Below are 21,036 nucleotides of genomic sequence, written 5' to 3'. Positions count from 1 at the left end.
GTCCCTCCGGAGAAAGAACCATGCATGCATCCGATCAGCAGGCGGCACCTGCTGCGTGCGGCCGGAGCGGGAGCACTCGTGCTCCCGCTTCCGGTCCCAGCCGCATCCGCCGTCACCCCCGCCGACGTCCCGCCCCACCAGTGGATCGACGCCGGTCACTTCACCCCCGTCCACGACCCGTCCGCGTCCGGGCGGCGCCGCTACCTCAACGACCACACCCTCGTCCGGTCGGACGGCCGCTGGCACCTGTTCAGCATCGTCGGCGACAGCGCCGCACCCGGCGAGGCGCCGAACAGCGAGGCCGAGGTCTCCTTCGCGCACGCCTCGGCACCCGACCTGTACGGCACATGGACCACCCACCCCGACGCGCTGACCGTCGATCCCACGTACTACGGCGAGCAGCACCTCTGGGCGCCCCACGTGATCGAGGCCGAGGGCACCTACTGGATGTTCTACGCCGCCGGAGGCAGAGACGGGGCCGCGATCAACCTGGCCACCTCCACCGACCTGTTCACCTGGACCCGCCTGCCGTCCGGGCCGCTGTTCCGGGGCCCGGCGGCGCGCGACCCGATGGTCGTGCGGATCGGCGCCGAGTGGGTCATGTACTACACCGATCTCTCCGCCACCGACGGCCGTCACCTCGTCTGCTGGCGCCGCTCCGCCGACCTGCTGCGCTGGAGCGCGCCCGGCATCGCGTTCGCCGACGACAGCACCGCCGCCACAGGCGTCTCGGTCACCGAATCCCCGTACGTCGTCGCACGGAACGGCTGGTTCTACCTCTTCATCGGGCCGCGCGGCGGCTACGACGGCACCGACGTGCTCGCCTCCCGAGACCCCTTCCGCTTCACCCTCGACGGCTACGCGGGCCACGTCCCCGGCCACGCCGTCGAACCGATCACCGACACGCGGAACTGGTACGCGAGTGCCGCCGGCTGGTTCCGGCACGGCCTCTCCCTCGCACCCCTGCGCTGGCAGGACACGCCCCCCGTCCGGCAGAGCCCGGACAACCCGGTGGCGGCCCCGGACGTCCACGGCCGCCTGACCGTGTTCGCGCTCGACGCCGCCGACCGCTCGATGCTCCGGCGCATGCAGCTCGACCCGGACAGCGACACGTGGTCGGACTGGGAACCGTTCGGCGGGCCCGCCGGTGCGGTTCCCACGCTCGGCCGCAACACCAACGGCCGTCTGGAAGTGTTCTCGCTCGCCCCCGGCGGCCTCAACCTGCACCACAGGGTGCAGAGGCCGGACGGCGGCTGGTACGACTGGGAGGAGTTCGGCGGTCCGGCCGGGGCCGCGCCCGCCGTCGCCCGCAACGCCGACGGACGCCTCGAGGTCTTCGCCCTGAGCCCGGGCGGCACCCTCATCGCCCGCCGCCGGCAGTTCTCGCCCGGCGCGCTGGTCTGGGACGCGTGGGACGCGGGATTCGGGGGGCCCGCAGGAGCGCCGCCAGTCGTCGGGGTCAACGCGGACGGACGCCTGGAGGTTTTCGCCCTCACGCGCGGCGGCACCGCGATCCTGCACCGCTGGCAGGAGACACCGGGCGGCGCCTGGTCCCCGTGGAACAGCTTCGGCACCGCCGCCGCCGCGGCACCTCGCGTGACCCGCGACGGCAGCGGCCGGCTCACCGTCGCCGCGATCGCCCCGTCCGGTGTGGCCGCCTTCCACCGGCGCCAGTCGGTGCCGAGCGGCGGATGGGACGACTGGCAGCCGCTGTTCGGCTGGTCGAGCGCGGCCCCGCTGCTCGTTCCCAGCGCCGACGGCCGCCTGGAGGGCTTCGCCCTCTCCCCCGGCGGCGAACGGCTCACCCACCGCTGGCAGCTTTCCCCCGGCGGCACATGGGCCCCCGGCGAGGACATCACCGAGCCCGGCGTCGTGCTCCCCGCAACCCCGACGGCGGCGGCCGACGCCACCGGGCGCCTGCACCTCTTCGCGGTCGCCTCCGACGGCCGGGTGCGCACCCGCGTACAGAAACGGGCCGGCGGCGACTGGCACCCCTGGGCCGCATTCGGCACCCGCGCCATCGCTCCCTGACCCACCCCGCGCCCCAAGGTCCGTGCTCCGCCGCCCCGTTCCCGTCGTCACCGCCGCGCGCCGAAGTGTCCAATACCGCACGTGCTCCGCCGTGCGCAGGCGGTAGCATCCCTCCGTCGGGCAATGCTCACGGTCGGCGCGCGGGACGGGGGAGCGGTGAACGGAATTGTCGTCCACCTGCAGGAGGGAAACGGCGGCGACGCGGTGACCCTGCGGCTCGGCCCCGGAGAGCACGCCAGATTCGGCCGCGGTTCGGCACGCACACCGGTCGAACTCCGCCTCGCCGACGAGGCGGTGTCCCGGCTGGCCGGAGAGATCCGCGCGACGGACGACCACTGGCAGCTGAGCAACCTCAGCACCACCCACAGCTACCTGGTCGAGAACCCGGAAGGGGCGGGAGAGTACCTGCGCGTCCCGCCGCGACGCATCGGCGCGCCCATCCCGTTCGAATTCGCCCGGGTAGTGCTGCCCTCCCGTCGTGACACCCCGCTCTCCTTCCAGGTGTTCGCCCCCGATCACGTCTTTCTGGACGCGCACGCACCCGGCGGCGGGTCCTGGGAGAGCCGCACCCTCACCGCGTACTCCCTGGACGAGACCGCCACCTACTTCCTCGTGCTCGTCGCGCTCTGCGAGCCGTGGCTGCGCGACCGGTCACCAGTCGCCGTACCGACCACCCCGCAGATCGTCGAGCGGCTCAGGGGCCACGGCGCATGCGCCAGACTCACGGCCCGCGCGGTCACCTCGCACATCGACTACCTCGCCGACGAGAAGCTGCGCATCGTCGTCCCTGCGGCCACGGACGACGCCGACCGCGCGAACCGCCGTAACGGAAAACGCGAGGCCGTCGTCGGGCTCGCCCTGAAGTTCGGGATCGTAGGGGAGGAGCACCTCACCCTGTTACCGCCGCGCACCGGACCGGCCGAGCGCGGACGCTAGGACGCGGTGACGATGCATATGCAGGCAGCCCTGACCGACAGCGGCGAGCCGGAGTTCCTGCCCGCGGGCCACCGGGTCGGCCCGTGGGTCGTCGGCGAACCGATCGGCGCGGGCGGCTGGGCCACCGTCTACGCAGGGCGGCCGGCGGACGGGGCGACTGACCGGCCCGGGGAACGGCCGGACGAGAACGAGGTCGCCCTCAAGGTCATGCCGACCGCCGGACTCGCACCCCGCCAGGCGCGCACCGTGGCCGAGGCCGCCCGCCGGGAGCTCGAACTGAGACGTGGGGCCGACCATCCGAAGCTCGTCCGGATCCTCGACTTCCTGGTCCTCAGCGCCCCGGACCGGCCGTCCCTGGACGGCGCGATCGTCCTCGTCATGGAACGGGCCCGGTGCAGCCTGCGCGAACTGCTCGCCGCCGCGGTGACCGAGGCCGAGGGCGCCAGGCTCGTCACCGGCATCTGCGAGGGCCTGGACCACATGCACCGCAGCGGCTGGGTGCACGCCGACCTCAAGCCCGAGAACATCCTCATCGGCCGGGACGGCGACGTCCGGCTCTCGGACTTCGGCTTCTCCATCGAACTGACCGGCACCCACGGCTGGACGGGCCCGATGGGCACCCTGGACTACCTTCCGCCCGAGCGGTGGCGGCAGCCGCTCGGGGAGCGGGGCATCCAGATCCGGCCCAGCGCCGACATCTGGGCGCTCGGCATCGTCATCCACGAGGTGTTCGCCCACGGCGCCTTCCCCTTCCCCGGCGCCATACCGACCGCGCGCGGTGCGGCCGTGCAGCAGTACGCGGAGGGCCGGGCGCCGTTACGGATGGCCGGTGCCGTCCCGGAGTTCTGGCGGGCCGTGGCCACCGACTGCCTCGCTCCCACGCACGAGGCCCGCGCCCCGCACACGGCGGGAAGCCTCCTCGAACGCATCGGGGCCCACGAGGCCGGAGGCGAGCCCGGACGCCGCTCCTCCGGGCAGTCCCGCGCCCGGCGCCGCCTGCGCTCCGCCCTCCTGCTCGCCGTCGCCGGATGCGCGACGGCGGTCGCCGTGCTCTGGGCCGGCACGGGAGGGGAGCATTCCGCGCGGAGCCCCGCCCCGATCCGGGTCTTCAACGCCGAGCGCGGCTGCCAGGACCGCTCGGACCGTGACCCGCAGTGCAGCCTGGGTCTCGCGATCGACCCGCGGCGGTCCTACACGGCCGGAAACGTCGTGGACACCCGCGTCTGGCACGGCGATGTCCTCGACGCCGACTGTCAGCTGCCGGAAGGGGAGCCCATCATCAACGAGGAGGACCAGCGTTCCACCCTCTGGTTCCGTGTCCGCCTCCCGCGCACCGACGGCGCGGCGGCGGCCCCCGCCACGGCTTGGCTGCCCGCCGTCCGCACGAAGGACCGCCCCACCCTCCCCCCCTGCGCCCACCTCACGCGCTGACGGTCTCCTGCCCAGGACTCCGGAACACTCCCCGACGGCCTCTGCAGCGACGTGCACCACCCCGGCCCGCTGAAGCCCGAACGGGTGGCAGCGCACAGCCGTCGCGGCAGCATCCTGCTGACGCGGCCAAGATCTCGCCGAAGCGGTCCGGTAGTCGGTGCTGCACCCTTGTCAGGAATTCATCCACGTTCGCCAGGGCCTGGTGATCAGCTCTCGGTACGCGTGATGGGAGGGGTTACGCCCCGAGTGGGAGAGAGCCCAGCCCTGCGGGGCGTCCCAGTCTTCCGCCGCAGCGGAGGGCTCTCCGCAGACGACGCACAGCATGGCGTACGTCTGTGGTTCGGCATCCGGCTCCTGGTTCGGCGCGAGGGTCCACTGGACGTGCCTCACGATAGCCCGGGGCCCGCTCATACTCCGCGCCTGGATTCGGCGTTGAGGGCAGCGAGGCGAACGGTCAGCTCCTGGCGCGAGGAGAGCACCTCGATGCCGTCCGGCTCAGCCTCCCACGACAGTCCGCCGCTGATCGGGCGGAGCTGGATGAGCCCGCCGATGGTGCCCATCACGACGCCGAAGCGGTCGGTCTTCGTGTCCCTGACCACCGCCCCGAAACGGGGTCCGGTCTGTTGGTTGTTCGCCATGCCGAAGACGCTATGCGGGCACATTGTGTCGAACCAGGCATGGTGCGTGGCACTCTCCCGGCCACCGAGGAGGAGGCACCACGCTCCGTAGTTACTACCCGGCGATGCCCAGGTGAACTGCCATGTCACGCATGTCCGCGGTGAGGGTACGCTTCCGGCCCGCCAGAATGTCACTCATGATGTAGCGGGCCATTTGCTGATGCCTGAGCCACTCGGGAGAAGCCCTCCTGATGGTGTTCAGCTCGTCCATGGCGTCCTGGTGGGAGCCGATCATCGCGTGGGCCCTTGCGACGTCGAGACGGTGCCGGTCCCAGTTGTTCGCGCTCGGCCGGCCGAACTTCTTCAGCGCCTTGCGGCTCAGAGTCCCCTCATCGGCCCGGCTGAGCACGCCGCGGGCGTCCCCGACGAGGGAGAGGTCCTCGATCGCCTTCATCTCGGCCGTGACGGGCCCAAAGGTGGTCCAGTGCTCCCGGAAGTCGACGTGCTCGACGTCCAGGGCCGAGGCTGCGGTCGCAGTCATGCGCCGGGCTTCCCTGGCAACCTCGGGACGGTTGTTCCGCATCGCCGCAGCGGCTACGCGCTGACACAGTTCTCCCCAGACGGCGAGCTGACCGGGCAAGGCGTTGGACATGCGCGGTTCCACCTCGGCGGCGGTGACGGTGGCGAGGCGCTCGGCTTCGTCGAACCTGTCCTGCCGCAGAAGGAGCCAGCCCATTCCGACGACCCCGGTGGCCGCAAGGAGAGTCCGACCGGTCTCCCTCGCATCCCTGATGCCGTGCGACAGGGCGTGGTAGGCCATGTCGTAGCGCCGAACCTGGGTGAGGTACTTGCCCGTCAGGAGGAAGGCACTGGCCCTGACGATGGTGGCTCTCTGCCGCGGCTCCCCCGCCTCGCTGAGTACGACGGCAGCCTCGGCAGCGCGAAGGATGCCCGGCAGGCGCTTCGCGACGGAGTCGTAACGGTCGGCTTGGTAGAGGGTGTGCGAGTCATCGATGTCCCGCCGGATGGAAGTGAGGCCGACTGCCCCTTCGGGTTCTACGAGGACCTCGGAGAGACCGACCGGCGGCATGAGCGCGCGGCGCAGTTCCATGAGGCGGACGCTGTCGCCCTCGTCCCCACGGACCGGCTCGGGAGCCGCGGTCTCGAAGAGGCTGGACGTGGTGGTGCCAAGCGCCCTGGCGAGTATGTGAAGTGTCTCGACCCGCACACTTCCGCCCTGCTCGGCCTTTCGAACTACCCCCAGGGACAGGCTCGCCTGCTCGGCGAGCTGTTCCTGACTCAGGCCGGCGCGGCGCCGGAGGTTGCGAATGTTCTCGGACAGCGGCATGGGATCACCTCCCTTTGAGGGTACGTCCGTTGAGACGAGGAGAGAGCCTCATCCATCAGCGAGGAACGGCCCCTCAGATTCAGTGACATCCTGTTTTGTCGGCGGCTCGGAACCCGAGCTCCGGGCTTCGAGGGGCGGGGTTCGAGCTCCGGGACCGGCTGGTTCACTCATTCGTGGGTACGAGGGAGGGGCCGGTCCCGGCGCTTGAGCTTCGGGATCCGGGTGTCGGGATCCGGGCTCCGGGATTCGAGCGCTGCCCTTCAACCGGTAGGTAAAAGAAGGGGGTTGGGGAAACCTCCCCGCCCTCCCCGACCCGTAACGACCAGCAAGTACGACTAATTGTGACCAGCTTGCGGCGCGCTGTCGCGGCTGCTTACGGTGCCCCCAACGAAACGACCCCGACACGGTGTTAGAAGCACCGGGCCGGGGTCTCACCCCAAGATCGAAAGAAGGTCGATCTCATGGCTACCGAGAACCTTAGCCCTGCCCTGTGTACGCCCGCATCCTCGCGCCCGTACGCGAAAGCCGGCCGCGGCTACGGCAAGCGATCCGCACCCGACCAACGCCCCGCGCACGCCGACGACTTCATGCTGCTGCCCGAGCGTGAGCGCCACATCGCCGGGTACGTCGACCACCTGCCCGACGGCGCGGCCATGGACATCAAGTCACTGGCCAAGCACATCCCCCTGTACGGACAGATGGCCATCGGAAGCGCGCTCAGAGCGCTGGGAGTGGCCGGTCACCTGCGGCACGCCCAATGCCGGGTCGAAGACCAAGGCCGGATCCGCTGGGTCACCCGCACCTTCTGGTCCCGCACCGCCCACGACAACGAATGGTGGAGCACCTTCCTGAACGCCGAGAACGACCGGGCCACCCAGGAAGCAACCGTTCCCCAGCCGCCGCCTCCGGCCCCGGCCCTGCCCCCGGCCCCCGTGACACCGGCCGAGCCCGCCTACGTACCCGCCATCCCCCAGCAGCGAACCCCCGAACCAACCCCGGCGCACCCCTCGCCCGCGTATCTCGCCCTGGCCCAACTGGGCCGCCTCGAACCGCGCCTGGCCCTCTCCGCCGCCGACTGCACCGCCCTGGAGCCCCTGGCCGCCCAGTGGTTCACCCGCGGCGTCGACACCGACTACCTCACCCACGCCCTCACCTCCGGCCTCCCCACCCAGGTCGACTCCCCCATCGGCTTCGTACGCCGCCGCCTCAACGACAAAATCCCACCCCACCTGCCCACCACCCCAACACCCACCACACCAAGCGCCCCCACCCGCCGCCTCATGGCCGAATGCACCCAATGCGGCGCCCCCGGACACCCCGAAGCACTCCCCGACGGCCTCTGCCACCCCTGCCACACACCCCACCCGGACCCCACACACGAGCAGGCCACCGGAGCCGACGCCGAACGCGACTTCCGCGGCCTCGTCGCCGAACTCCGGGGCATGCTCAAGCGCCCCAGACACTCCCACGCGTCGGCGGGCGATCACCAAGCTGAATCAGTTCACGGACGCCTCGCACCTCACCCGGCTCCGCTCATGACGGGGAGTTCATGAGAAGGAGGCGTCGGTAGTAACAACTCCCCGCGTGTATACAGGGTTCCTGATCACGCTGTGACATTCCCCCAACACTCCATGCCTTCCCGTCACGTCTTTCGCCCGCGCATACTCCAGGACTGCCGAGCCTCGGACCGCCCGAGAAGCGATGGCCGATCGAATGGAGCTGATGGACGAGATGACGTCGGGTACGGTCTCTGCGGCAGCGGCGGGCACGTGGCTGCTCGGAGACCTTGAGGTCAACCGAATGGGTTTCGGCGCCATGCGTCTGACCGGCAGCGTTCCCTTCCACCAGGGCATCCCCAGCGACCGCAGCCGGGCGATGCGCGTGGTGCGTCGCGCCGTCGAACTCGGCGTCAACCACATCGACACGGCGGCGTTCTACTTCTCCCGGCTACGGTCCGCCAACGAACTCATCAACTCGGCCCTCGCGCCGTACCCGAACGACCTCGTCATCGCCACCAAAGTCGGCCCGGCACGGGACGCCGCCGGGGAGTGGACGACTCCGGCACGGCCCGACCAACTGCGCGGCCAGGTCGAGGAGAACCTGCGCCAACTCGGCCGCGACCACCTCGACCTGGTCAACCTGCGCATCATGGGCCAGGACTCCGTCAGCGAGCACTTCGGGGCCCTCGCCGAACTGCGGGACGCCGGACTCGTCCGTCAGCTCGGTATCTCCGATGCCCGCCCCGAGCACCTGTCCCAAGCACTGGCGATCGCACCGGTGGTGTGCGTCCAACCGCCACAGCATCGACGATCCCAGCGGTGAACGGATGCTCCGCGCATGTGCCGTACACGGCATCGCGTTCGTGCCGTTCTTCTCCGTCGCCGGGCAGGGACACGAGGCAGGAACTGTCCATGCCGAGCACGACCACGTCCGCGCCGTCGCCCGCACACACGGCGTGTCACCGGCGCAGATACGCCTGGCATGGACCCTGCAACAAGGTGACCATGTGCTGGCCATCCCGGGGACAGGCAATCCTGAGCATCTCGTCGACAACGTGGCGGCGGGCGCACTGCGGCTGACGAAGGGAGAACTCCAGCTCCTCGACTCGATCAGCCACGCCGGAACCTGACGCCGCCCACCGGCAACCCGCAGGCACGGCTTCCCGAATTCCGGGCCACCGCGACCGGCAGCCGGCCGTCAGGTCGCGGCGTTCGCGTGAGTGCGGCGGCCGGCCAGCACCTGGCCCAGCCGAAGGACGCTCAGGCCGAACATCAGGACTCCCAACGGGACGTGCAGGGACGGCACATGTGCGATGCCCAGGACCACCTGCACCGACGCGAGGACCAGGAACCCGAACGCGTGCAGGATGGACTTGGGCGAGCCGCCGCCCGGCCGCCACACCAGGATCGCGGTGAGTACGTACAACATCGACGCGGCGTACATCCCACGCGCCCCGGCACTGTGCAGCGTCTCTCCGTACGACGAGGACAACAACAGCCCGGCGGTGACCGCCTGGAAGAAGATGGCCGCGGTCTGCAAGGCGATCGCGGCTCGCAAGAACCTCATGAACGTGAGGCTGCGCTGCTGTGCCGTCGTCCCTATGGGCATGGTGAGCCCATCCCTTCTGTTGCTCAACTCTGCTTGTCGACAGTGGTTCCTCGTGGCTGCCGCCCCGACGTCCCACCAGTCCGACGACGTAGCCACCGGGAATGTGAGGCCGCGCACCGGCCTTTCGCCACGGTGTCTCGTCGAACATGGTGAAAACAGACTCGAACAAGGGAATCGTCGAGACCATGACCACCCGATCCGAGCCCGAACTCGGCCGACCCGATGCGAGCCTGAGCGCGATCATGAGCGAGCGCCGGCAACTGATCAATCTCGCCTACCGGCTCCTCGGCTCCCTGGCCGAGGCCGAGGATGCCGTACAGGAGACCTACGTCCGCTGGTACGCCATGTCCCAGCAGCAGCAGGAGGCCGTCGAGTCCCCCGGTGCCTGGCTGACGAAGGTGGCCGGTCGCATCTGTCTCGACCTGCTCGGCTCGGCGCGGGCGCGGCGCGAGAGCTACGTGGGCGAGTGGATCCCGGAGCCGCTGCCCGACCGTACGGAGTGGATGAACGGGCGGCCGGGTGGCGGCAGGGGTGAACCGGTCGACCCGGCCGACCGCGTCACCCTGGACGAGTCGGTCGACATGGCCTTCCTCGTTGTGCTCGAATCCATGACCCCGGCCGAGCGGGTCGCGTTCATCCTGCACGATGTCTTCCGGTACCCCTTCACCGAAGTGGCCGCGATCGTCGGCCGCACGCCGGGGGCGTGCCGGCAGCTGGCGTCGTCGGCCCGCCGTCGTATCCGTGCGGCAGCGGCTCCAGTGGCTCCGACGACCCGGCAGGCCGGCGTCATCAGGGACTTCAAGCACGCGTGGGAAGCCAAGGACATCTCCGCCCTCGTCGGCCTGCTCGACCCGGACGCCACGATGATCGCCGACGGCGGCGGCCGGGTCGGTGCGGTGCTCCGCCCGGTCGCAGGCGGCGAGCGCATCGCCCGCTACATCAGCGAGATCGGCGGCAAGGCACCCGGCCTGACGCTCCTGGAACGTTCGGTCAACGGCCGGCCCGGTCTGGTGGCCCAGCACGGCGGAGTCACCGTGACGGTGGCCGCGTTCGGCCTCGCGGACGACCGGATCACGCACATCTGGGCGGTGCGCAACCCCGAGAAGCTCCGGCCGTGGACCAGGTAGCGCGGCCCGTACGACCGTCGAGACCGGCCGGAAGCGCGTCTGTCGTCGCCGCCGAGCTTCCCCGCCGGCAAGGCGTGAGCCGCACGGCCCGTCAGCGACACCCGCGGGCGTTGAGCCGGGCGGCCTGGCGGGTCAGGTGGTCGCGTTCGGCGAGGTTGGGTGCCTTTTGCGCCGCCTCGGCGTACAGCCGTGCCGCTGTCGCCAGGTCGCCGTCGCGCTCGTGGAGGTACGCCGCCACCGCGGCGTGGCGGGGCAGTGACTCGTCCAGCGCCGCGAGCGCCGCCAGGCCGGCGCGCGGCCCGTCGGCCTCGCCGACGGCCACCGCGCGGTTGAGCCGGACGACCGGGCTGTCGGTCAGGCGCGCGAGCTCGTCGTACCACTCGACGATCTGCACCCAGTCGGTCTCCTCGGCAGTGGGCGCGTCGGCATGGAGTGCCGCGATGGCGGCCTGGGCCTGGAACTCGCCCAGCCGGTCGCGGGCGAGGGCCGCCTGCAGGATCTCGACGCCCTCGGCGATCGACTCGGTGTCCCACCGGCCGCGGTCCTGCTCGGCGAGCGGCACCAGGCTGCCGTCGGGCGCGGTCCGGGCGGCGCGCCGGGCGTGGTGGAGCAGCATGAGGGCGAGCAGCCCCGCCACCTCGGGGTGGTCGATCGCGGCCGCGAGCTGCCGGGTGAGCCGGATGGCCTCGGCGGCGAGGTCGACGTCGCCGGAGTAGCCCTCGTTGAAGACCAGGTAAAGGACGCGCAGCACAGTGGCGACGTCGCCGGGCTGGTCGAACCTCACGCCGGAGACGGTGCGCTTGGCCCGGCTGATGCGCTGCGCCATGGTCGCCTCGGGCACCAGGTAGGCCCGGGCGATCTGGCGGGTGGTCAGCCCGCCGACGGCGCGCAGCGTGAGCGCGACCGCGGACGACGGCGTCAGCGACGGGTGGGCGCACAGGAAGTAGAGCTGGAGCGTGTCGTCCACCGCGGGCGCGGGCCCGGGCGCCGGCTCCTCGTCGACGAGGTCCTCACGCCGGCGGCGGGCGGTGTCCGCCCGGGTCGCGTCGAGGAACCGGCGCCAGGCCACGGTGACCAGCCAGCCCTTCGGGTCCTGCGGTGGGTCGGCCGGCCAGACGCGGACCGCCTCGACCAGCGCGTCCTGCACGGCGTCCTCGGCCGCCGCGAAGTCGGCTCCGCGGCGGACGAGGATGCCGAGCACGCTCGGCGTGAGGCTCCGGAGCAGGGCCTCGTTCATCTGGGAAGTCACTCCGTGATGGTGGGCGGCGCGGCCAGGAACGGGCGCACCTCGAGCCACTCGTGGATCGGCTTCCCGCCCGCCCCGGGGGCGGCCGACAGTTCCCCGGCCAGTTCGACGGCGCGCTCGTGACTGTCGACGTCGATCACCATCCAGCCCGCGATGAGGTCCTTGGTCTCGGCGAACGGGCCGTCGGTGACCGGCGGGCGCCCCTCGCCGTCGTACCGGACCCACGTCCCCTCGGGGGCGAGCGCCTGAGCGTCGACGAACTCGCCGGTCCCTTCGAGCCGGACCGCGAAGTCCTGCATGTACTGCACGTGCGCCGAGATCTCCTCCGGCGTCCACTGGTCCATGCAGACGTCGTTGACCGGAGCCGGGGCGCCGCGGTAGTGCTTGAGCAGCAAGTACTTGGCCATCGTGATTCTCCTCGATGCTGGTGCGACCCATTCTGGTCGCGTTCACTGCGAGGACGGAGCCGGCCACGGGTTCTCGACATCTCCGTGCGAAATCGGCGGCCGAATTTTCTCGGGCGTATGCCCCAGCCTCTCAAGGCAAGGAGAACGCGGCAGGGCCGTCGCGGGTGCTTCCGCGACGGCCCTGCCGTTGGTACCGGGTCCCGGGCGGCTACGCCTTCGCCGCGGCGGGCTCCTGGTAGCTGTCCCGCGGCTGCGGAACGGTGCCCGCGCCGTCGCCGTGGTCGGCTTCCTGGTTGAGCATCTGGTCGTTCCACGGGAGCGCGCCGGAGAGGACCTGGCCGACCCGCTCCTTGTCGATCTCCTTGGTCCAGGTGCCGACCAGGACGGTGGCGACCGCGTTGCCCGCGAAGTTCGTCATGGCGCGGGCCTCGCTCATGAAGCGGTCGATGCCGACGATCAGGCCGACGCCGTCCACCAGTTCGGGGCGGTGCGACTGGAGGCCGCCCGCGAGGGTGGCGAGGCCCGCGCCGGTGACTCCGGCCGCGCCCTTCGAGGCGACGATCATGAAGAGGAGGAGCGAGATCTGCTCACTCGCGCTCAGCGGGTCGCCCATCGCGTTGGCGATGAAGAGCGAGGACATCGTGAGGTAGATCGCGGTGCCGTCGAGGTTGAAGGAGTAGCCGGTCGGCACGGTGATGCCGACGACGGGCCTGCTGACCCCGAGGTGCTCCATCTTCGCGATGAGCCGCGGCAGGGCGGACTCCGACGAGGAGGTGGAGAGGATCAGCAGGAACTCGCGGCCCAGGTACTTCAGCAGAGAGAGCAGGTTGACCCCGGCGACCAGTCGCAGAATCGTGCCGAGCACCACGAAGACGAAGATCGCACAGGTGACGTAGAAGCCGACCATGATGATCGCGAGCGACTTCAGCGCGTCGACACCGGTCTCGCCGACCACCGCCGCCATCGCGCCGAACGCGCCGACCGGGGCCACCCACATGATCATGGCGAGGATGCGGAAGACGAGGCGCTGTATGTGCCCGATGCCGCGCAGGACCGGCTCGCCCGCCGAGCCCATGGCCTGGAGCGCGAAGCCCGCAAGGAGGGCGACGAGCAGGGTCTGCAGCACCTCACCGCTGGTGAAGGCGGAGACCATCGTCGTCGGGATGATGCCGAGCAGGAAGTCCACGGTGGACTCGCTGGCGCCCGCCGCCTGCTTCTCACCGGCCGCGCGCACGGCTTCGGTGAGGTGGAGGCCCTGGCCGGGCTCCAGGATGTTGCCGACGAGCAGACCGATCGCGAGCGCGACGGTCGACATCGCCAGGAAGTAGCCGAGGGCGAGGCCGCCGACCGCGCCGACCTTGGCGGCCTTGCGCACCGATCCGACGCCCAGCACGATCGTGCAGAAGATGATGGGCGAGATCATCATCTTGATGAGGTTCACGAACCCGGTGCCGATCGGCTTGAGTTCGACGGCGACGCCCGGAGCCGCGAAGCCCACGAGGATGCCGAGCCCCACGGCCGCGATCACGGCAAGATACAAATAATGCGTACGGTCCCGCTTGGCGGCTGCCACTCCCACGGGGGTCTCCTCGGTTCGTCCTGGTCGCACCCCCGTCCCTGGGGGTCCCGGCGACTATCCCTCCGCTTGTGATGCCGGTCACGGTTGCGTGCATTTCGTTCATATGTTTTCGGCCAGGCAGACTGGTGCCATGCGTTTCCCCCGTCCCCGTACCCGCCCGCGCAGCCTGGCAGGCCAGCTCTTCGCCATGCAGGTGGTACTGGTCGCAGCCGTGGTGGCGGGGTGCGCGTTCTTCGCCTACGTCTCCGGCAGCGGGCAGGCGAAAGAGACCGCGACCCGGCAGGTCACGGCGGCGGCGCTGGCGGTCGCCGACTCGCCGTCCGTACGGGAGGCGATCCGCACCCCGGACCCGTCCGCCATGCTCCAGCCGTACGCGGAGAAGGTCCGCGCGGACACCGGGATCGCCTTCGTCACGATCATGTCCCCGCAGCGGGTCCGCTGGACGCACCCGGACACGAACCGGATCGGGGAGGAGTTCCTCGGGCACACCGCGCGGGCGCTGCGCGGCGAGACGTTCACGGAGACGTACACCGGCACGCTCGGTCCCTCGATCCGGGTCGTCACCCCGGTCCGGGACGGCGGCCGGATCACCGGCCTGGTCAGCGCGGGCATCACGGTCGACCGGGTCTCCTCGCAGGTACGGGCGCAGCTCGGGGCGCTGGGGCTGGCGGCGGGCGGGGCGCTGGCGCTCGGCGGCATCGGCACGTATGTGATCAACGCCCGGCTGCGGCGGCACACGCACGGCATGAACGCCGCCGAGCTGAGCCGGATGCACGACTACCACCAGGCCACGCTGTACGCGGTACGCGAGGGACTGTTGATGCTCGACGGGCAGCGCAGGATCGCGCTGATCAACGACGCGGGCCGGGAGCTGCTCGGTCTCGAACCGGGTGCGGTCGGACGCAGGGTCGCCGAACTGGATCTGCCGGCGCGGCTGACCGGTGCGCTGCTCGCGTCGGAGGAGCGCGTCGACGAGCTGCATCTGACGGCGGACCGGGTGATCGTGGTCAGCACCCGTCCGGTGGTGGGCGGCGAGCAGCGCGGCACGGTCGTGACGCTGCGCGATCATACGGAGCTCCAGGCGCTGTCCGGGGAGCTGGACTCCGAGCGGGGGTTCACCCAGGCATTGCGCTCGCAGGCGCACGAGGCGGCGAACCGGCTGCACACCGTCGTCTCGCTGATCGAACTGGACCGGGCGGAGGAGGCGGTCGGTTTCGCCACCGCCGAGCTGGAGCTGGCCCAGACCCTCACCGACCGGGTGGTGGGCGCGGTCGCCGAACCGGTGCTGGCGGCGCTGCTGCTGGGCAAGGCCGCGCAGGCGAACGAGCGGGGTGTGGAGCTGGTGCTCGCGGACGACAGCCTGATCGACGACGGCGCCCTGCACACGACGCTGCCGCACCGGGACCTGGTGACGATTCTCGGCAACCTGATCGACAACGCGGTGGACGCGACTTCGGAGGCGGCGACGGATGCGTCGGGAACGGGGACCGGTGCGGGGGCCGGTACGACCGGTACGGGGGCCGGTGCGTCCGTGCCCGCTCAGCGGGGAGCGACCGGGCCGGGCCGGACCGCCCGTGCCCGGGTCACCGTCACCGCGCTCGCCGAAGAGGGCGAGCTGCTGCTGCGGGTCGCCGACACCGGGGCCGGGATCGATCCGGCCGACGCCGCCGAGGTGTTCGACCGGGGCTGGTCGACGCACGGAGCGGGCCGGGGCATCGGGCTGGCCCTCGTACAGCAGGCCGTGCACCGCAACGGCGGGACGGTCGCGCTGGACCGCGGCCCGGACGGCGGTGCGGAGTTCACGGTACGACTGCCCCTGGCCGGCGGCGGCCACACGACGCGCACGACGAAGGAGGCCACCGCGTGATCCAGGTACTGGTCGTCGAGGACGACCCCGTAGCCGCGGACGCCCATCAGCTGTACGTGGGCCGTGTCCCCGGATTCACGGTGGCCGCGGTCGCGCACTCGCGCGCGGAGGCGGTGCGGGCGCTGGAGCGTACGCCGGTCGATCTGCTGCTCCTGGATCTGTACCTGCCGGACGGGCACGGTCTGCAACTGCTGCGCTCGTTGCGCGCGGCCGGGCACTCGGCCGATGTCATCGCGGTGACGTCGGCGCGTGATCTGGCGGTGGTCCGGGAGGGCGTCTCGCTCGGTGTCGTCCAGTACGTGCTGAAGCCGTTCACCTTCGCCACCCTGCGCGACCGGCTCGTCCGCTACGCCGAGTTCCGCGCGGCGGCCGGCGAGGCGAGCGGCCAGGACGAGGTGGACCGGGCGCTCGGCGTCCTGCGCGCACCGCAGCCGACCCGGCTGCCGAAGGGGCTGAGCGGTCCGACGCTGGAGGCCGTCACCCGCGTCCTGCGGGCCGCACCGGACGGGGTGACGGCAGGCGCCGCCGGGGCGGAGCTGGGCATCTCGCGGATCACGGCGCGCCGCTACCTGGAGCATCTGGTGACGGTGGGGCGCGCGGTGCGCAGTCCGCAGTACGGTCAGATCGGGCGCCCGGAGCTGCACTACCGATGGGTGGCCCAGGAGCGCTGACCGTACGGCCCCGGGCCTGCGGCACCAGGGCCGGACAGGTCCTAGATGTTCCTACAAGCCGTGATATCGGTGGAACACACCGTAGTCAGTCCACATGGTGACTCCTACGGTGGGGCCGTGCACCCCTCTCCGCCCTTCAATGCCCCCGCCGCGCGCCGGCTCCGCGAGGCCCTGGGGATGCTTCCCGGCCATGTCTCGTACGGTCTCGGAGCGCAGTACGGACTCCGTGTCAGCACCGAGACGGTGGTCGCCTGGGAACGCGGGCTGGCTGTCCCCGGCGAGTACGAACTCACCGCGCTGGCCGGAGTGTTGTGGTGCTCACCGGGTGAGCTGCTCACCGCCGCGCGCACCCTGCGCGAGCACCGGGTGGCCCGGGAACTGGCGGTGGAGGAGCTGGCGCGTCTGCTGGGGCTGACCACCTCCGCGTATCTGCGGATGGAGGAGGCGGGGCGCTGGCGCGGCAACGAACGCCAGTCCGCGGCGCTCAGCGAGGTGCTGGGGCTGACCGCCGCCGGGTTCGTGACGGTGTCCGGCCGGGAGGAGGAGCTCGCCGACCTGTTGCGTGCGGCGGTGAAGACACGCTGGCAGGCCCATGTCCGGCCGGTGGCGAAGCTGGTGCCGTTGGAGCGCGGCTTCCTGCAGGACGTACTGGAACAGCTGTACACCGACTACCAGGCGCTGATGGTGTCGACGCTGAGCTGGAGCAGCACGGGTACGGAGCGGGCCGGTTCGTCGGGGGATGCGGGACGGGCGTTCCTGACCCAGATCGTGGAACGGTTCTGGCAGGCGGCGGGGGTACGGGGGACGACCGTCTGAGCCGCCCGGCTTCCAAGCGACCCCGACGTCCACGGGGACAGTCGGGGCCGCCGGTCAGCTCCTGCGAAGCCGTCGCGCCCGTCAGGGCCGGAAGGGGCTGGAGGGCTGGGAGGGGCTGGAGGGCTGCAAGGGCTTGGAGGGGCTAGTGCCGCGACCGGCAATGTTTGCCCGGAAGGAGCGTCGTCCAGTGCGTGCGATCGCAAGGCGGCCGGAAGTCCTTGAATGGGGCCTCCCCTGCTCGAACGAAGTTGAGAGCTTGGGGAAGGAGCTACCAGGGCTTTTGGCCAACGCAGAAGGGGGTCCCCCCTGGCCCTCAAGGCCTTGGGGGAGTGCGTGCTGGGCGGCGCGACGGGGCAAAGCTTGCCGGGAGGGGCACTAGAAGACCGACTCCGCCTCGTCCATCCGGTCCGCGGGCACCGTCTTGAGCCGGGTGATGGCGTCGGCGAGCGGAACCATCTTGATGTCGTTGCCGCGCAGCGCCGTCATCCGGCCGAAGTCGCCCCGGTGCGCGGCCTCCACCGCGTGCCAGCCGAAGCGGGTGGCGAGCACCCGGTCGTACGCGGTCGGCGTGCCGCCGCGCTGCACGTGGCCGAGAATGACCGGCCGGGCCTCCTTGCCGAGCCGGGTCTCCAGCTCGATGGCCAGCCGGTTGCCGATGCCCTGGAAGCGCTCGTGACCGTACTGGTCGATCTCGCCCTTGGCGTACGGCATCGAGCCCTCGGCCGGGTGCGCGCCCTCGGCGACGCAGATGACCGCGAACTTCTTGCCGCGCGCGAAGCGCTCCTCGACCATCTTGACCAGGTCCTCGACCTGGAAACGGCGCTCGGGGAGGCAGATGCCGTGCGCGCCGCCCGCCATTCCGGACTCCAGCGCGATCCAGCCGGCGTGGCGGCCCATCACCTCGACGACCATGACCCGCTGGTGCGATTCGGCGGTGGTCTTGAGCCGGTCTATGGCTTCGGTGGCGACGCCCACCGCCGTGTCGAAGCCGAAGGTGCGGTCGGTGGCGGAGATGTCGTTGTCGATGGTCTTGGGGACGCCGACGACGGGCATTCCGGCGTCCGACAGCATCCGCGCGGCCGTGAGGGTGCCTTCGCCGCCGATCGGGATGAGGGCGTCCATGCCGTAACGGCGGCTGAGCTCGGCGCAGTTCTCGGCGGCCTCGCGCAGCCGGTCGCGCTCCAGCCGGGCCGAGCCGAGGATGGTGCCGCCGCGGGCGAGGATGCCGCTGACCGCGTTGAGGTCGAGGGGGCGGAAGTGGCCGTCGAGGAGTCCCTTGAACCCGTCCTCGAAGCCGATGACCTCGTCCCCGTGCCCCACCACGGCTCGGTGCACGACCGACCGGATCACTGCGTTCAGGCCCGGGCAGTCGCCGCCTGCGGTGAGAACTCCGATGCGCATCGTGCTGTATCTCCTGCTCGCTGGTGACGTTCCATTCGGGGACGACTACAGAATCCCCCGTGAGAATCCCCCGTACTGTGAGCCACTTCGATTGTCCCACGTCAGGTCTGGACCTCGCGCTCACCACCGCTCCCCGTCGCTCCCCGTCGCTCCGCGGATCCCCCCGCACAGGTTTCCGCCGGGTGCGACAGGCCTTCCGGGCAGGGGTCCGGCGTGGCCTGCGGCAGGCCCTCCGGCGAGTGCGAACGTGAGGTCCGAGGCAGGCCGTACGCCCCTGGCTCAGGGCCTTTCGCCCGGCGGGTGGCGCCCGGGCCCCCGCAGGTATCGTCAACATGGCAATACCATCCCAAACCACAGTCTGGACGGGAGAGCACGCGTGACACGCAGCGTGTACGTGACGGGAATCGACCGGGGAGACGGCCGCCAGGTCGTCGATCTTGGAGTCATGGAGCTCCTGACGCGTCAGGTGGACCGGGTCGGGGTGTTCCGGCCGCTCGTCCACGACGGACCCGACCGGCTGTTCGAACTGCTGCGGGCCCGCTACCGGCTCCCCCAGGACCCCGAGTCGGCCTACGGCCTGGATTACCACGAGGCGTCCGCGCTCCAGGCGGAGCAGGGCACCGACGAGCTGGTCTCCCGGCTCGTCGAACGCTTCCATCGGGTGGCCCAGAAGTACGAGGTGGTGCTGGTACTCGGCACCGATTTCGCCGCCACCCAACTCCCCGACGAGCTGGCGCTCAACGCCCGGCTCGCCAATGAGTTCGGCGCCTCGGTGATCGCTGTGGTCGGCGGGACGGGCCAGACCGCGGAGTCCGTGCGGGCCGAGACCCGTAATGCCTACCGGGCGTACGCGGGCCTGGGCTGCGACGTCCTCGCGATGATCGTGAACCGGGTGGCGGCCGAGGACCGCGACGCCATCGCGGAGCGGCTGGCGGCCCGGCTGCCCGTCCCCTGTTCGGTGCTGCCCGACGACGCGGCGCTCTCCGCGCCGACCGTCGCCCAGATCGCCGCGTCGCTCGACGCCACGGTGCTGCTCGGCGACGACTCCGGGCTGGCCAGGGACGCGCTGGACTTCGTCTTCGGCGGGGCGATGCTGCCGAACATGCTGAAGGCGCTGACGCCGGGCTGTCTGGTGGTCACGCCCGGGGACCGGGCGGATCTGGTGGTCGGTTCGCTGGCCGCGCACACCGCCGGGACCCCGCCCATCGCCGGTGTGCTGCTGACCCTGGACGAACGCCCCGGCGAGGAGATACTCCAGCTGGCCGCGCGGCTCGCACCGGGTACGCCGGTCCTCTCCGTGGCCGGCGGCTCCTTCCCGACCGCCGGGCAGCTCTTCGCCCTGGAAGGCAAGTTGAACGCGGGGACGCCCCGCAAGGCGGAGACCGCGCTGGGCCTCTTCGAGCGCCACGTGGACACCGGCGCGCTGCTGGAACGGATCTCGCTGGCCCGTAGCGGCCGCGTCACCCCGATGATGTTCGAGCACGAGCTGCTGGAGCAGGCCCGCGCCGTGCGGCGCCGCGTCGTCCTGCCGGAGGGCACCGAGGAACGGGTGCTGCGCGCCGCCGACGTACTGCTGCGCCGCGACGTCTGCGACCTGACCCTCCTCGGCGACGCCGACGTCATCCGCAAGAAGGCCGCGGACCTCGGCATCGATCTCGCCGGGACACAGCTCATCGACCCGCAGACCTCCGAGCTGCGCCAGGTCTTCGCCGAGCGGTACGCGCAGCTGCGCGCGCACCGCGGGGTCACGGTGGAGCTGGCATACGACGTCATCGCGGACGTCAACTACTTCGGCACCCTGATGGTCCAGGAGGGGCTCGCCGACGGCATGGTCTCCGGGGCGGTGCACTCCACCGCGGCGACGATCCGCCCGGCGTTCGAGATCATAAAAACCAAGGCGGACGCCTCGATCGTGTCGTCCGTCTTCTTCATGTGCCTCGCCGACAAGGTCCTGGTGTACGGCGACTGCGCGGTGAACCCGGACCCGGACGCGGAGCAGCTCGCGGACATCGCGGTGCAGTCGGCCGCCACCGCCGCCCGGTTCGGTGTGGAGCCGCGGATCGCGATGCTGTCGTACTCGACGGGTACCTCGGGATCGGGCGCCGATGTCGACAAGGTGCGCGAGGCGACGGACCGGGTCCGGGCGAGCAGACCGGACCTCATGATCGAGGGCCCGATCCAGTACGACGCCGCGGTGGAGCCGAGCGTCGCCGCGACGAAGCTGCCCGGCTCCGAGGTGGCGGGGCGGGCGACGGTGCTGATCTTCCCGGACCTGAACACCGGCAACAACACCTACAAGGCCGTGCAGCGCTCGGCGGGCGCGGTGGCCGTCGGACCGGTGCTCCAGGGGCTGCGGAAGCCCGTCAACGATCTGTCCCGGGGTGCGCTCGTCCAGGACATCGTCAATACCGTGGCCATTACGGCGATCCAGGCGCAGGGCGAGGAGTGAAC

The 21,036-nt window shown here is 71.2% G+C and carries 16 protein-coding genes and 1 pseudogene; 10 read left to right on the top strand and 7 right to left on the bottom strand.

The window, feature by feature from the left end:
* Nucleotides 1-24: 24 nt before the first annotated feature.
* The 3 genes from OG936_RS24730 to OG936_RS24720 all read left to right on the top strand — a co-directional run bounded on the left by OG936_RS24730 (nt 25) and on the right by OG936_RS24720 (nt 4,398).
* On the top strand, nt 25-2,031 hold the full coding sequence (locus tag OG936_RS24730) for a family 43 glycosylhydrolase (RefSeq protein ID WP_406497517.1): 2,007 nt from the start codon (nt 25-27) through the stop codon (nt 2,029-2,031).
* Between the two features lie 156 nt (nt 2,032-2,187).
* Complete coding sequence (locus OG936_RS24725; protein WP_406497515.1) at nt 2,188-2,967, top strand: serine/threonine protein kinase; 780 nt, start codon at nt 2,188-2,190, stop codon at nt 2,965-2,967.
* 12 nt (nt 2,968-2,979) lie between these two features.
* On the top strand, nt 2,980-4,398 hold the full coding sequence (locus tag OG936_RS24720; RefSeq protein ID WP_406500594.1) for a serine/threonine-protein kinase: 1,419 nt from the start codon (nt 2,980-2,982) through the stop codon (nt 4,396-4,398).
* A gap of 407 nt (nt 4,399-4,805) precedes the next feature.
* Here the strand turns inward: OG936_RS24720 and OG936_RS24715 are convergent, their stop codons facing one another.
* Together OG936_RS24715 and OG936_RS24710 are read right to left on the bottom strand one after the other, a co-directional pair.
* Nucleotides 4,806-5,036 (bottom strand): hypothetical protein, encoded by a 231-nt coding sequence (locus OG936_RS24715; RefSeq protein ID WP_406497514.1) that lies wholly within the window; start codon nt 5,034-5,036, stop codon nt 4,806-4,808.
* Nucleotides 5,037-5,130: 94 nt separating this feature from the next.
* The gene (locus tag OG936_RS24710; RefSeq protein WP_406497512.1) at nt 5,131-6,363 is read right to left on the bottom strand and encodes a helix-turn-helix domain-containing protein; all 1,233 of its coding nucleotides are present in this window, start codon (nt 6,361-6,363) and stop codon (nt 5,131-5,133) included.
* A 461-nt stretch (nt 6,364-6,824) separates the two neighbouring features.
* On the opposite strand from OG936_RS24710, the gene OG936_RS24705 reads away from it, so the two are divergent.
* Together OG936_RS24705 and OG936_RS24700 are read left to right on the top strand one after the other, a co-directional pair.
* Nucleotides 6,825-7,916, top strand: a complete 1,092-nt coding sequence (locus OG936_RS24705; protein ID WP_406497510.1) for a MarR family transcriptional regulator — start codon at nt 6,825-6,827, stop codon at nt 7,914-7,916.
* A gap of 178 nt (nt 7,917-8,094) precedes the next feature.
* A pseudogene (locus tag OG936_RS24700) lies at nt 8,095-8,992 on the top strand (aldo/keto reductase).
* Nucleotides 8,993-9,060: 68 nt separating this feature from the next.
* Here OG936_RS24700 and OG936_RS24695 read toward each other — a convergent pair.
* Nucleotides 9,061-9,471: a hypothetical protein gene (locus OG936_RS24695; protein WP_406497509.1), complete on the bottom strand. Its 411-nt coding sequence runs from the start codon at nt 9,469-9,471 to the stop codon at nt 9,061-9,063.
* A gap of 185 nt (nt 9,472-9,656) precedes the next feature.
* Here OG936_RS24695 and sigJ point away from each other — a divergent pair, with 185 nt between their 5' ends.
* Complete coding sequence (gene sigJ, locus OG936_RS24690) at nt 9,657-10,598, top strand: RNA polymerase sigma factor SigJ (RefSeq protein ID WP_406497507.1); 942 nt, start codon at nt 9,657-9,659, stop codon at nt 10,596-10,598.
* A gap of 91 nt (nt 10,599-10,689) precedes the next feature.
* Here the strand turns inward: sigJ and OG936_RS24685 are convergent, their stop codons facing one another.
* The 3 genes from OG936_RS24685 to OG936_RS24675 form a co-directional block, all read right to left on the bottom strand.
* Nucleotides 10,690-11,835, bottom strand: a complete 1,146-nt coding sequence (locus tag OG936_RS24685) for an RNA polymerase sigma factor (RefSeq protein ID WP_406500592.1) — start codon at nt 11,833-11,835, stop codon at nt 10,690-10,692.
* Nucleotides 11,836-11,843: 8 nt separating this feature from the next.
* Nucleotides 11,844-12,251: a YciI family protein gene (locus OG936_RS24680; RefSeq protein ID WP_406497506.1), complete on the bottom strand. Its 408-nt coding sequence runs from the start codon at nt 12,249-12,251 to the stop codon at nt 11,844-11,846.
* A gap of 208 nt (nt 12,252-12,459) precedes the next feature.
* Complete coding sequence (locus OG936_RS24675) at nt 12,460-13,830, bottom strand: cation:dicarboxylate symporter family transporter (protein WP_406497504.1); 1,371 nt, start codon at nt 13,828-13,830, stop codon at nt 12,460-12,462.
* Nucleotides 13,831-13,960: 130 nt separating this feature from the next.
* Between OG936_RS24675 and OG936_RS24670 the strand changes: the two genes are divergently transcribed.
* From OG936_RS24670 to OG936_RS24660, 3 genes are all read left to right on the top strand, one after another.
* Complete coding sequence (locus tag OG936_RS24670) at nt 13,961-15,697, top strand: ATP-binding protein (RefSeq protein WP_406497502.1); 1,737 nt, start codon at nt 13,961-13,963, stop codon at nt 15,695-15,697.
* On the top strand, nt 15,694-16,368 hold the full coding sequence (locus tag OG936_RS24665) for a response regulator (protein ID WP_383751032.1): 675 nt from the start codon (nt 15,694-15,696) through the stop codon (nt 16,366-16,368). Before OG936_RS24670 ends, OG936_RS24665 begins: the two co-directional genes overlap by 4 nt.
* A gap of 177 nt (nt 16,369-16,545) precedes the next feature.
* Complete coding sequence (locus OG936_RS24660) at nt 16,546-17,184, top strand: helix-turn-helix domain-containing protein (protein ID WP_406500591.1); 639 nt, start codon at nt 16,546-16,548, stop codon at nt 17,182-17,184.
* A 375-nt stretch (nt 17,185-17,559) separates the two neighbouring features.
* Here the strand turns inward: OG936_RS24660 and OG936_RS24655 are convergent, their stop codons facing one another.
* Nucleotides 17,560-18,585, bottom strand: a complete 1,026-nt coding sequence (locus tag OG936_RS24655) for an ATP-dependent 6-phosphofructokinase (protein WP_266748657.1) — start codon at nt 18,583-18,585, stop codon at nt 17,560-17,562.
* Nucleotides 18,586-18,961: 376 nt separating this feature from the next.
* On the opposite strand from OG936_RS24655, the gene pta reads away from it, so the two are divergent.
* Nucleotides 18,962-21,034: a phosphate acetyltransferase gene (gene pta / locus OG936_RS24650; protein WP_406497500.1), complete on the top strand. Its 2,073-nt coding sequence runs from the start codon at nt 18,962-18,964 to the stop codon at nt 21,032-21,034.
* Nucleotides 21,035-21,036: the final 2 nt, after the last annotated feature.

The organism is Streptomyces sp. NBC_00846 (assembly GCF_045207325.1).
In the GTDB taxonomy this organism is placed as follows: Bacteria; Actinomycetota; Actinomycetes; order Streptomycetales; family Streptomycetaceae; genus Streptomyces.
The sequence above is the reverse complement of the archived record's forward strand: the minus strand, read 5'-3'. Positions and strand labels throughout refer to the sequence as shown.